10 protein-coding genes are annotated in these 12311 nt (G+C 54.2%); 4 read left to right on the forward strand and 6 right to left on the reverse strand.

The features are described 5' to 3' along the window. Nucleotides 1-277 precede the first annotated feature (277 nt). Together gspG and V1293_RS33320 are read left to right on the forward strand one after the other, a co-directional pair. Complete coding sequence (gene gspG, locus V1293_RS33315; protein WP_334515696.1) at nucleotides 278-772, forward strand: type II secretion system major pseudopilin GspG; 495 nt, start codon at nucleotides 278-280, stop codon at nucleotides 770-772. Nucleotides 773-911: 139 nt separating this feature from the next. After that, entirely contained in the window at nucleotides 912-3599 is a 2688-nt protein-coding gene (locus V1293_RS33320) for a hypothetical protein (RefSeq protein WP_334515698.1), read from the forward strand. Nucleotides 3600-3603: 4 nt separating this feature from the next. Here V1293_RS33320 and V1293_RS33325 read toward each other — a convergent pair whose 3' ends face one another. The 6 genes from V1293_RS33325 to V1293_RS33345 form a co-directional block, all read right to left on the reverse strand. Next, nucleotides 3604-4317 carry a class I SAM-dependent methyltransferase gene (locus tag V1293_RS33325; RefSeq protein ID WP_334515700.1) on the reverse strand — a complete coding sequence of 238 codons (714 nt, stop codon included), beginning with the start codon at nucleotides 4315-4317 and terminating at the stop codon, nucleotides 3604-3606. Between the two features lie 30 nt (nucleotides 4318-4347). After that, entirely contained in the window at nucleotides 4348-5679 is a 1332-nt protein-coding gene (locus V1293_RS36285; RefSeq protein ID WP_442894315.1) for a glycosyltransferase family 4 protein, read from the reverse strand. Further along, nucleotides 5565-6941 (reverse strand): oligosaccharide flippase family protein, encoded by a 1377-nt coding sequence (locus V1293_RS33330; RefSeq protein WP_334515703.1) that lies wholly within the window; start codon nucleotides 6939-6941, stop codon nucleotides 5565-5567. Before V1293_RS33330 ends, V1293_RS36285 begins: the two co-directional genes overlap by 115 nt. A gap of 150 nt (nucleotides 6942-7091) precedes the next feature. After that, nucleotides 7092-8555: a hypothetical protein gene (locus tag V1293_RS33335; protein ID WP_334515704.1), complete on the reverse strand. Its 1464-nt coding sequence runs from the start codon at nucleotides 8553-8555 to the stop codon at nucleotides 7092-7094. Nucleotides 8556-8632: 77 nt separating this feature from the next. Next, nucleotides 8633-9364 (reverse strand): glycosyltransferase family 25 protein, encoded by a 732-nt coding sequence (locus V1293_RS33340; protein ID WP_334515705.1) that lies wholly within the window; start codon nucleotides 9362-9364, stop codon nucleotides 8633-8635. A 993-nt stretch (nucleotides 9365-10357) separates the two neighbouring features. Beyond that, the gene (locus V1293_RS33345) at nucleotides 10358-11419 is read right to left on the reverse strand and encodes a glycosyltransferase (protein WP_334515707.1); all 1062 of its coding nucleotides are present in this window, start codon (nucleotides 11417-11419) and stop codon (nucleotides 10358-10360) included. Between the two features lie 97 nt (nucleotides 11420-11516). On the opposite strand from V1293_RS33345, the gene V1293_RS33350 reads away from it, so the two are divergent. Next, complete coding sequence (locus V1293_RS33350; RefSeq protein WP_334515709.1) at nucleotides 11517-11813, forward strand: hypothetical protein; 297 nt, start codon at nucleotides 11517-11519, stop codon at nucleotides 11811-11813. Continuing rightward, on the forward strand, nucleotides 11810-12277 hold the full coding sequence (locus V1293_RS33355) for a hypothetical protein (protein WP_334515711.1): 468 nt from the start codon (nucleotides 11810-11812) through the stop codon (nucleotides 12275-12277). Before V1293_RS33350 ends, V1293_RS33355 begins: the two co-directional genes overlap by 4 nt. The last annotated feature ends 34 nt before the right edge of the window (nucleotides 12278-12311 follow it).

The raw sequence follows: 12311 nt of genomic DNA on the forward strand, positions 1-12311 counted from the left end.
CCGGCGGAGCGGGTGCCGAATGCGGTGATCCAAATGTTTCGAGCCTCGAAAAATTCCGGATTAAATGATCGGTCCGGACAGCGGCGGTTTAAGTTGGTATTTACCAGACAGCGGCAGCCCTGAATAAGCCCTTCGGCAAATATACTTAGCTTTCCCGATAACCGTTACTTGACGTTGACCGTCTTTCGAGCAGGTTCCATTCGTAAACCCTTTGGACACCGGTGGACAACAGTATTGCTCGCGGAAATTCACGAAGATGAATTCAGGGGCGATCAGGATGTTGGCCAAGATACTGGACCGGACGAGACACCGTTTCGGAAAGCTGTTGTGGACCGGAACGCTGCGGTCCCGAGACCGTAAAAATGCGGGCTATACGCTGCTCGAATTGCTGGTCGTGATGGGTATTCTGGCGGTTCTGACGGCCATCGCGACGCCGCAGCTGATGGGCTATTTCGGCAAAGCCAAGACCCAATCGGTGCAGCTCCAGATCGAGAATATCGGGACCGCGCTCGAGCTCTATTATATGGAAAACGGCGCCTATCCGAGCGCCAGCGCTGGCCTGAAAGCCCTGGTCGAGGCGCCCCCCGAGGCGCCGCGCTGGAACGGCCCATATCTGAAGAAGGCGAAGAACCTGCTTGATCCGTGGGGCCGGCCGTATCAATACGCCATCATCGACAGCCAGTACGAGGTCTATTCGCTGGGGCCGACCGGCAAGGCCAAACCCGCTGACAAGTCCGCGAATGCGGGCGCGGCGGCGTTCCGGGGCGGTTAACGGGCCGAATTAAATGTTTTCCGAGAAGTAATAGACTAGCGTGGATGACGGGGCCTTCAGTAAAATCAGATCGGTCGCGTGATCAATCGTCTCCAAATTTTTCCCTTAACGATGATTGGACCTGATTATGACGTCTAACATGAACCGTAGAACCTTTCTGCAAGGCGTGAGCGCAGCTTCCCTGACGTCGATGCTGCCGGCCGCTGCGCTTGCGGGGCCAGTGCCCCTGGCGGCGCCTAGCATCAGTAGCGGTACACCTTCATTGCGCTCGGTCATCAACATCGGCTTTGCTGCGGGCGGGGGAAGTGAGTATCGCTTTATCGATCATTTCTTGATTGCGGAGCAGTTTGGTCCGGTCGGAAATTCGTGGAGCACTGGGTCCACATGGATGCAATCGATTGGTAACGACGGCTATCCAGTCATCAGCATAAAGGCTTCGGATAATAAGCCCTTTGGTGGAGGAGTACGCATACCCGCTTCGTTTCAATATGGAGAAGTTGGAAGCGGCCAGTACTACGTGCTGCGATGGAAAGGTAACGGCGAGGTTAGGCTCTCGCTGCAGGCTGGTTCCTGGGCCTATCAGGCGAGCAAGAGCATCAATGCCACTCAGGTTTCGTCCGACAGGTGGAGGACGACTTCTGGCTCCGATACCTACATCGTCCTGAGCTTTAGTGGACCGGCGCAACTCTTCTCGCTCATCGTCTACGCCACAGATGGGACAGGTGCGCGGTTGCGCAACGTGCAATTCTATCGATTGACCGACGAGGCTGATCTGCAAGCTGGAAAAATCTTCCGCACGCCTTACAAGCAGTCGTTGGTCGATCTATGCCCAAGTGCAATTCGATTTATGGATTGGGTCGGCGGAAATAATGCGAAGCAGGCGCGATTTGATACCAGCCGCACGCTGCCCATGTATGCGGCTTGGGGAGGTTCGTCAGGAGGGGGTGGTAATTCAAATTGGGTGGCATCTCCGCCGTATGGCCAGACAACGGGAGTGAACCAGTATTCTCTCGCGTCCGTAACAGGGACGCCGGCCACGCCATTGCAAGGGGAAGTTGTCACCTGCCGCATAGGTTCGGGGATGGTGCGTGCCGGCTCCAAAGCGATAACGGCGGTGACCAACTCCAATCCTGGTCGCGTCACCGCGAAAGCCCATGGCTTTGCGACAGGCGATATTATTTCACACAGGTTCGCCAGCGGCGTGATGCCAAAGTTGCATCTTCTTCCCTGCACAATCACGGTTATCGATCAGGACAATTATTCGATCGGAATCGACACAACTACGTTCGGATCGTTCTCGGGCGCTGCGCAGGCAAATCAATTCATCAGCCTAAATGTGGGAGGAAGAGGGGCGTATCCAGTCACATTCCCGATTCCGACCACACCTGCCTCGTATTACGGAAACGGGTACATAGCGAGCGGAGATTACAAGACGTTGGTCTTTGACAAGACTATCGCGGCCCAGACGGATGGCGCAGGCAATTATGTCTACGGCGTGTGGATGTTCAATGATCTGGGCGCAAACAACGGACATGATGGCGGTGTACCGCTGGAGATTTGCACGGCGCTGGTGAACGAGGTCAACGCGATGCGACCGGCGCGGCCAGTTCATATGTGGATGAACATCCCACACCTTGGTCTTTGTTCGATGGATCCGGATTATGGATTGGAATCGAGCTGGGGTATCCAGGCGGTGAACGTCATTCTTAACGGCGCCAATGGCTTCAAGGGACTGTCTTCTGGATTGCAGCTGTTTGTCGAGTTTAGTAACGAGACATGGAACTCGGGCGGCTCCGCTTTCGCGCAGACGTATTACTGCGCATATCGCGGTTCGCTCCGCTGGCCAACTGCGGGCCCTTCAGACTATGCCAGCATGGTCTCGCTTCGCTCCGTCGTAAACGTAGAGGATATCAAGAAATCTGCTTTCAATAATCCGCGTCTCAAATTTGTTCTGTCGGGACAAGGCACGCTTGGAATCTCAGGATTGAACTTGGCGCGCATCGATGGAACCAAGTTCTATCTCAATGATCCATTGAACGTGTGGGGACCGACTATCGCACCGATGGCGCACCATGATTTCTTTTCGTTCGCCGGATATTTCTTGCCGAATACTTCGTTCGATACCGCAAATCTTGACGCCTATGCAATCAGTTGGGCCAAGAGCGCCGGTAATGCTGCAGCCCAGGAATTGATATGCGCCGCATACGTGAAGGGAATAGTTGATCCAGCCTTGGGTGGAAACGAGACATTGGATCGCTACGGCACGGTTCTGCTGCCGGTCTACATCTCCAAAATGAAATCCTACGGCAAGTCAGTCATTATGTACGAGGGCGGATGGGATCGTAACGTTCAGGCTATCAGCGCAGGCGGTCAAGTCACGGCGACCCTTCCCTATGCCCAGGGAACGATCGACGGAAAGACCAACATGATAGCCGGAGTGAATACGTCCTATGTAGCGGCGTTGGCGCCGGGACATTTTGTTGTGGGCTATGGTATCGCCGCGGGAACAACCGTTTTATCGGCGTCCGGTACGTCGATCATGCTCTCCAATAATACCACGGCTAATTTGGCCGTTGCACAGTTCGTAGCCTTCACTCCTCAGCAAATGTTCTTGCGAGCTGTTAAGCGGAGCCAGTCCTGGGCAGACGCAATGATTAAGTTTATGAATCAGTTCGGTGCAGGGGCCGCAATGCCTGCCGAATACATTCAAAGCGGCCTCCGATGGGGACACAATTTCCCAACCGCCTATGGCTTCGGAAATGCGGAATGGGGCGATGCCTCCTCTGTATGGCAGCAACAAGGAGTCAGGAATCGAAGTACAAACTAGGTGTTCAGCCTTTGTGAACAGTGAACACCAATAGGGAATTGTCCTTCTCGGAGCCTTGCCCCCCAAAGCCCAGTTCACTGATCTTCCCTAGCTCAACGGTGCTTAGTCCGTGCTCGGCGGCCGCCTGTCTGTAAGTGTCAACCGTTCGCTTTAGGAATGGGAATTCAAGCCAGACATCATCCGAAACGTTCGTATTTACGTTCGCGATGCATTTCCCTTCGGACCGTAGCCTTTTTGAAACAGCGGCTAGATATCGGTGCAGCAATTCGTCGCTCAGGTGAAATAAAACGCTGAAGCTGAAAACAAAATCGAAAACGTCGCCCGACAACTCTGGGGAAGCAAAGTCGTGGGAGCATATCAGGCGCGGATTCTTTCGGCTCAAGCCAACTTGCCCTATCTCTTGCCATGCGAGATCCAGAACAGAATTTCTGACATCGACACCCACGTAGCTTCCGGAATCAAGGTATTCGATGATGGGGAGTCCGCCGGTCATTGGTCCACAACCGATTTCGAGGAGCCTATGTGAAGGCAGCAATCCTTGAGACTTTAGCAATTCGATCTGAAAGTCCCGATGGCTTTCCCATTGTCCACGGAAGCCCATTGAATCTTCAAGTTGATGGCGTCGTCTTAGTTCAACGATCTGACCCATGCCACCGATGTCAAATAGATATTCTTTGAGCTTGAGCTTCCACAGAAGCCGCGTGCGCGAAAGTATCATGAAGTCCTCGTTCGCTGATTGGAGTGCGCCTTAGGTCAGGTGGCGGGCGCGATGAATGGTTACTGCGGTTCGATAACAGGAGACGGCGTCGGCCGCGATGGACGCTGCGGCAAATGAAGTTGCGCACGCATTCCTTGCTCGCGCTCCCAACCTGGCGGCTAAGTCGGGATTGTCCAGAAGCCGTCGACAAGAACGAATGAGGTCGCTCACTTCTTGGTTCGCAAATAGCAGGCCCGTTTCTCCGTTCGAAATAAGCTCAGGAATTCCTCCCACGTTAGGTGCGACAACCGGACACCCCTGAGACATCGCTTCTGCGACCGCATATGAAAACACTTCATATCTGGAAGCGACGATCGTCAGGAAGTGCCTTGTTCTGAGTCGACGAACTTCTCCTTGACTCTGTTGTCCCAGGAAGTCGATTCGTGATTCCAAGTGAGGTAAATTCTCGCGAACGAACTCGCCGAAGGAAAGGCAGATTCCATTCTCCATGACACCGTTGTCGGGTCCCACAAATGTCAGACGTAAATTGGGGTAAGTCTCCGCTAAGCTAGTGAATGCTCTTAGAACCAAGTCGCTTCCCTTCAGTCGATCAAACCTACCGACATAGAGGATACGATTTGTTTCGCATGCATCCAGACGCCAGAGGTCTTCCGTGTCGGCTGTGGTTATTGGGTTCGGAATGACGCGTGCGGATTCTAAGGGGGAGTTGTAGTAAGATCTAACTGCTCTGAGTGCATCTATCGAAGGTGAGGTAACAAAGGTAGCATTTCTAATGCCTGCCCCCTCTCGTTCGATCCTCGATTGGTGACCCAAACCGGTAAGATCGTCGAATTGGCCCGTTAGAAACCAAGGCCCGTGCAGTCTAACGACAACAGGAACGACTCTCGCCGCACTGATTGTGTCACTCCATCCGAACGACTCCTCGATTTCGAGAACGTCAATTCTATGCTGCTTCTTCAGCCTGACTATTTCAGACAATATCGAGTTGGCAGAGGACTTGAAGGAGCTTCGTGCAGAAACGCGAGACTTCAATCGGTGCCAAAATGATCGAAGTCCTTTCAGTTCGCCCAGCCTAATTGCGTAACGATCGTCTGGACCTTGAGCCAAGTTTGGAGTCAGAACATAAACTTCGTGTCCAAGTTTCCGTAAGGCAGGTATGATCTGGCCAGCATAAGTCACAATGCCGTTTGCCGAGGAGCCTGGCGGCCAAGCAGGTACATAAATAGCGATCTTCATTTTCGTGTCATTTAACCGAAGAAATGGCGTATGTCCAAAATCGTATATGATCCGACAAGATAGGTTGCAGCTATGCCAACGAAGAAACCGAATGCATAGGCGGGTATCCAGCGTAGCTCCTTCCATAAGCTTATCCAGCCTTGCCTGTATGCGAGAGCAATTATTGCGATCGAAGGGAAAAGGCGGGCCCCTGCAACTCCCGCAACCGCCCCAAGTGGCCCGTGGAAGTAATATCCGAGGCTCAATAGGGCTAGTAGGCAAGTTGCTTGCAAAACTGAAACCCACGCTACGACGCTTGGCCTCGCAATTGCTGTAAAAGCGCTTCGAATTAACTGAAACGGATAGAGCAACAGTCCAAAGCTAAGGATTTGAAGAATAACGCCAGCCTCGGCGTAGCGTTGATCGTAGAGGAAGTGAACTATCGCGTTGCCTGAGGAAAAGATAAAGCCCGCGGAGCCGGCTGCGGCAATTTCGATAGGCAATCTAAATCGATAGTATCGGTCCTGAAGGTGGTCAGGGTTTCTTCTGATCACTTCTCCGAGTACCGGCAGTGTCATTGTAGCGTTCAATCGTTCAAGGACGTTCTCAAGCGCGTCGCTTAGCGTCTTCGCCACATAGTAAATCCCAAGCATTGGCCCCGGTACCAGCAGGCCTAAGAAGAGGACATCACTTTGTGAGCTAACGAATGTTGCCCAGGATGAAAGATTGATCCATTTCCCGAACGCGACAATCTCCTTGAAGTGTTCTTGCCGCCAAGCGAAGGCCATGCGTGGACCGGGAATAATTGCGTGAGACAAAGCAGCGCGGAGAATGCTGCCTGCCACCGATCCTCCAACGATCGCCCAAACGGTGGGAGAAAAATAGGCCCAAACGATCATTATCGGGACTGGAATTATGCGGGATGTCAGGTCCAGTATGACGATTGGCCGAAAGTTCAGTTGTCTTACGTTGAGCGAAATCGCGGTCGACTCGCAACCGCTCAAAACAAGATTGAGGCCTAGAATGCATGCAACTGGAGGAAAAGAGTCAGATGCAAATACGCTTTCTGACGGAAGCGCCGATTGAACAAGGGGGAAGCTAAGTGCCAGACACACGATGGCTATGATTAGCCAGAGGGAGGCGCCTCGGAAAAGTTGGAACACCCATGCCGAGCATAAGAATTCACGATCTTCTCCATGGGGGTTTTGTATTATGGCTGCTTTGACCCCAAAATCGCTCAATAGCAAAAGGCCAACGATAAGCGCCGTGGCTGCTGCCACGACCCCAAAGGCATCGGGAAACAGGAGGCGCGTCATAATCAGATTTGTGAGCAGTCGCGTCGACAACTCGACGCCATATGATGCAACGGTCCACGCTCCAGCTCGAAGAGCCCTTTGACGAAGGGTCATTGTCCAATCACTTTTTGGCTGGTTTGTCGTGGCGCACTGCGTCCGGTGATAGCCTACTTGCAGCGCTGATCGCCAGAGCTCGGTCCAATTATCATTAAGCACCGTTCAGCCCCGACCTGTCGCTAACGCGAGACTGAAGGTCAGTCAGTTTCATCTTGTTGTGGTTAATTTGGTGGGACTCGAGAAAGTGCTTGTGCCGGATGATCCGTCCAAGCGATGCCCTTGAGCAGTCCCCAATTTGATAGATCGCTTAGCGAGAGCAAGAGCTTCGGCCTGACCCAGTAACGCGCCGCTGAGCAACCACGTCCAAGGGATGAGCCCAGAATTGGGAAGCAAGTCAAAAATATTAATCGCTACGATCAGCGCAAGTGTGCCAAGCGTGCGCTGCTCCTTCAGAGATCGGCTCAATCGGGAGGCCGACGCTGCTCGATACACGCAAATTGCCAAGAGCCCAAATTCCGAGAGAAATCCGAATAAGCCAAACTGGCCAATATCAATAATCCACCGCCCGTCGGTAACGCTGAGGTCCTTACCAGTTGTTTCATCGTAAACCCGACTTCGTCCATATCTTCCCCAGCCAAACCAAGGCCGCTCAAATGCGCGTGCAAGCAAGCTATCTTCGTTCCTCAAACGAAACTCCAGTGATTGAGCTCTATCCTTGTCTATCGATTGTGCCACACCAAGTATGGTTGTGGTAGGAACCAGATCGAGCGAGCGCAATATCGGATATGCCAACGAGATCGTGACCAACAGGGTAGCTACTCGGAAAAGCGCTCCAGGTTTCGCAAAAAAGACCAGAAGACCGCCGGCCAAGCCGTAAAGTAGGGCGCCCATGCTCTTGCAGAGTAGGAGTACCAAGCCGAGATAAGGTGCCGTAAATCCCGGTGGCAGCGGTCCGAGCTTGACGCCATTCCGCCAAAGCGCGATCGATCCTAACACGCTAGTCATCAAAATGAGCGCGGCCAGCAATCCGTGCCCCATAAAGGCCATAGGCCGAAATCCGCCTTCGCGCATCGCCTGAACGAATTCGGTTGGATAATAGCCATAGATCCAGTTATGGAGTTGCGGGCTAAATCTAACCTCGAACAGCAATAGAACCGAATAGCAGACAAAGGCTATCGCCAGAATCTTCAAAATGGTATCGCAATCTCCTGGCGTTCGAAGGAAGCGCCGCCCAAGCATGAACGGAATAAGGGTTATCAGCGCTGACGCAACTGCCGAAATTGCATCGTAGAGACCGACGCCTGGCAGAAAACGTCCGCCAATCATGAGATTGTCGCCGTTCAATTCGCTCGTTATGACCTTCGATACAAGGATTGATAAGATCAATATCTCGACCAAGCCAAATCGTTTCAATCGCTTTGGCGGCTCGCCCGCCCGAGCGAAAAAGAGGCAGCCTGCAAGAGCGGAGAAACTTGCCAAGCTGTCTTTATCGATCTGTGGAACCATCGGGATTTTGAGGCCCGTGTTGCTGGGAAGAAACATCTGGGCGATCAGAAAAGTTAAAATCAAGGCCTCCGATCGCGATTTGCAAAATGCGAACATGCAAAGGCTCGCGATCGGCCAGAGCAGAAGCGCCAACGCCGCAACAGGTGTTAGATTTTCCTCGACCAACGTTGTTTCCTAAGAGATTGCGACGATGTCGAACGAGCAACTCCGATACCAGCATGCTCGGTTAGTGTAGAGCTTTTTCAATCCAAAAACCTATTTCTGGTGACCCGAAAAAACTCCACGAGCGGCGCCAGAAATGTCTTATCCAAAAGCCTAGGAGAGATGTCACTCTTTGTGCCATGTTGTTTTGCCAAATTGGGAGACGCGATAAAGACACGCGTTTGCGGTCGCACCAAGAGCAGGTGGCTGTAGGTACCATCACGGCCCATTGATCCGCCGTCCGGATGGCCAGCCGGTCTCGATTGGCTGTCCTTCATGTAAGTTATCATCACATCAAAAAATGAACCATTGACCGCATAGAAATGTCCCCCGATTGTTCCTGCTGAATGGCGGAGCAATCCCGCTTCTGAGGAAGAAGGCCGTGTCGGGGTCAAATACCCAAAATAAATGATGTCCCATTCGGTTGGGACCTGATCGACAATTCTTTGTACAATCGAGGGCTCGACAGGGTTGAAGTGAATGTCGTCCTCAAAGATCAGCACGTTCTTTAAGTGCCTTTCTCGCGCAAGCTTGAGGACTTGATGGTGACTGGCTACTGATCCTCTATATCCTGCTGAGGGGAACGATCCTGCATCATCGAACTTTATTGCCGGAAATAGACTGATCTTGCATCTCGGACTTTGCCCCGGGATCGCGGCTTCAATCTCGAAGCCTAGTTTCCTGAATTCGTGCTCAGCTCTCCTTCTCCGATCAGTTCGCTCAGGAAGATTGATCAGGAAGGCGTGATCGAAGTAATCGATTATCTGTTTCACCTGGAAGCCATTCATCCAATGCGATCAGCGGTAATCTCTCGAAAAACGTTTGATCGATGACAGCAGATCATTCCTGTCAAAGGGCTTGGGTTTGAGGACGGCGAGGCGCCCGCGCATTTCGAGTTCTGCGAACGTCCTAAATGGGGGCCGCGTTACGAGACGAGACATCGGCGATAAGCCCTTCAGGAGGCCCACCGCTTATTAACCCATGACGCCACAGCTCGTCGCGCACTAGTCTTACGGTCGAAATGAATGGCAAGCGCCCATAGCCGGTAGGCTTCCCGAGCGAGCTTTCGGACCCCCGCTGAATAGACAGCCGCGGGGACGAGATCAAGCATTTGACGTCTGGATTCTGCTGTCGGAACAGTGTGAATGATCCGTCTATGTACATCTTGCCACCCAGCGGATGTCCTGCTGGCCGCTCTATCACTAATTCAAGATATCTCGCAAGGTTGGGAATAACTCTAGCTCTCACAGCGTAACAGTGAGCCCAGTAGAATCCTCCGGTGTAAGTGACAAAGCCATTTTCTGAGGATGGTGGATTACGAAGCGAATGGCCAAGAAACAGGATGTCCCAATCGAGCGTCCTGATGGTCTCGGCGATCTTGGGTCCTCGGGAGCCGATTGCGGTTCTAAAAATTGCGTCATCTTCCAGGATCAAGACTGATTCCAATCGGTCGGCTTCCGCCCTGCGAATGATATCAAGATGACTAAGGAGATTTCCATAAACGCCTCGCGACGGAAACCCGTTGGCATGCTCCGGCTTTGGCGCGTCCGGAATATGGGCCCGCTCAATCGGGAAGCCGAATCGTCCCAATTCTTTGCGCAGAGCTTCGTATCTGTCTCGGCGTTCCCGCAAGTGAATTATCTCAACGCGACTGAAAGCCTCAAAGATCGTACTAGCCATCAAGCGCTCCTCCTTATTGTGAACTCAACTGCCGAGTCGATCTGAATGGGATGCGCCGCGCCTATGCTCGCGCGTCGGATGCTGGATCATCGGTCATGCATTCGGCTCGCTGGAATCTCTTTGTGTTCGATGAGCTGAGGGCGCCGATGCAACAGGCGGTCGCGCCAGAACATCGCCAGGCCAAGTCCCTCCGGGAAACGTGCCAGAAGCTGAAAGCAAGCGAGGCGTGCACGGTCTGAAGCAGCCCCTGAGTTGTTGATGGTCAGTCGCACCAATTGCATTGGGTAGACGAGCCAGGCGATCCATCCAAAACTTGGAAACCCAATCGTTGCAATGATGCAAGCCAAGGGGAGGACGAGTCCCCAAACGGCCGCACGGCGTGCCTCGCGCACAAGGTGTTGCTCGGGTGGGGCACCGTGCAGGTGACTGCCGTGTGCAAAGGCGTATCCAGCGCGGCACGTCCTTTTCCACCACTGTTTGAAATGCAGCATCGCTGCATCGTGTAGCGCCATCTCGTCTCGTAGCCGCCAAAGCCGCCAGTTCGCTTGGCGAAGCCGCACCGAAAGCTCCTCTTCCTCGCCGGCAATCACGTCCTCACTATAGCCGCCCACACTCTTCAGCGCCGCGGCGCGCATCATCACGTTGCCGGCGAAGGCGCGGACCTCGCCCGTGGGGCGGTCCCACTCCTTGTCGCAAAGCCAGTTGTAGACACTTCGCTGCGGATATCGCTCGCGCAGCCGGCCGCATACGGCGGCGCCATCGCTGTTGGAAGCGAGAAAGGCGACCGCGGCTTCTGGCCAGGTGGCGGCCAGCTCGCAGTCGCCGTCCACGAACTGGACATAAGCCGCATTGGGTAGGATCGCGAGCAGGCGGGCGAAGCCGGCGTTGCGCGCGCGCGCCGCGGTGAAGGGAATGCTGAGATCGAGCTCGACGACCTCGGCGCCCAGCTCGCGCGCCGCCTGCACCGATCCGTCGGTCGAGTTGGAATCGACGTAAACCACCGCCTTAGCCGCGGACACCGAGCGCAGGCAGGTGACAAGCCGCTGGCCCTCATTGCGGCCGATGACGACAACGCCGAACCTTGCAGGCTCCGCGCCGGCTTTGTGGTTAATGTTCTCGCTCGTCTGCAAAGTGGAATCTCTTAACATCTTAATTCCGCGGCGGCCTGGGGACGCCCGTAAACTTCATCAAATTCGATCTCAAAACGTGACAGCAACTGCAATTTTCATTTGCCGAGCGGCCTCAATGGCGCGGCAGATCGACGAGGGGTATCACGAACGGGGCGGAGCGAAGGCACTATTGCGCAGTGTGGTGAATTTCCCCCGGATAGCCCGTCGCCAATCCGTATGGCTCGACGTCGGCAATCACCACCGCGTTCGCCCCGATCCGCGCATGCGCGCCGATCTTGACCGGCCCAAGGATCTTGGCGCCGGCCCCGATGTCGACATGGCCGGCAATTTCGGGAACCCCGCCGCGGCCACGGCTGCCAAGCGTGACCTGGTGGAAATCAGGCAGTTCACGCCGATTTTGGCGTCCGGGTGAATGACGATGCCGTTGGGATGGGGGACCAGCAGCCCGCCGCCGATCTGGCAGGTGAGCGGTATCTCGGCTCCCGTCACCACGCTCCAGAAGCGATGGCGCAGTGCGATGAACTTGCAGCACAGCGTACCGAAAAGGCCGCCGCGCGCCCGCCAGAACTGGTAGCGCCGAACCGTCAGCAGCAGCTTGCGGCCGGGATCCCAGAACTGCTGGGGACGTTCCCGGGTCCAGTCGGGAATATCGGCGCTGATCTGTTTGGTAGCCTGATCCACCTGTGTGCACCTGCCCTGGAATTAAATCCAATAGCGGACGGCCCAGCTCATGGGAAGCGCCAGGTTCTCAATGCGCGCAACCATCTCCATTGGCGGTTGATCCACCAGCGGCCCGCGATCTCCGGGAGCGCGCCCGAGCTATCCCTTTGGAATTGGCATTTCATTCAGAGACGCGCTATTAATCACGTATATTAAATCGATTTCACTAGGCAGGTATTTCGTAGTAGAT

The sequence above is a fragment of the Bradyrhizobium sp. AZCC 1693 genome, assembly GCF_036924745.1.
Taxonomy (GTDB): Bacteria; Pseudomonadota; Alphaproteobacteria; order Rhizobiales; family Xanthobacteraceae; genus Bradyrhizobium.

Bases quoted from the DNA above. Each gene is read 5' to 3' on its own strand.
- V1293_RS33320 (WP_334515698.1), top strand. From the start codon at position 912: ATGAACCGTAGAACCTTTCTGCAAGGCGTGAGCGCAGCTTCCCTGACG.
- V1293_RS33345 (WP_334515707.1), bottom strand. From the start codon at position 11,419: ATGTTAAGAGATTCCACTTTGCAGACGAGCGAGAACATTAACCACAAA.
- V1293_RS33350 (WP_334515709.1), top strand. From the start codon at position 11,517: ATGGCGCGGCAGATCGACGAGGGGTATCACGAACGGGGCGGAGCGAAG.
- gspG (WP_334515696.1), top strand. From the start codon at position 278: ATGTTGGCCAAGATACTGGACCGGACGAGACACCGTTTCGGAAAGCTG.
- V1293_RS33330 (WP_334515703.1), bottom strand. From the start codon at position 6,941: ATGACCCTTCGTCAAAGGGCTCTTCGAGCTGGAGCGTGGACCGTTGCA.
- V1293_RS36285 (WP_442894315.1), bottom strand. From the start codon at position 5,679: ATGGAAGGAGCTACGCTGGATACCCGCCTATGCATTCGGTTTCTTCGT.
- V1293_RS33325 (WP_334515700.1), bottom strand. From the start codon at position 4,317: ATGATACTTTCGCGCACGCGGCTTCTGTGGAAGCTCAAGCTCAAAGAA.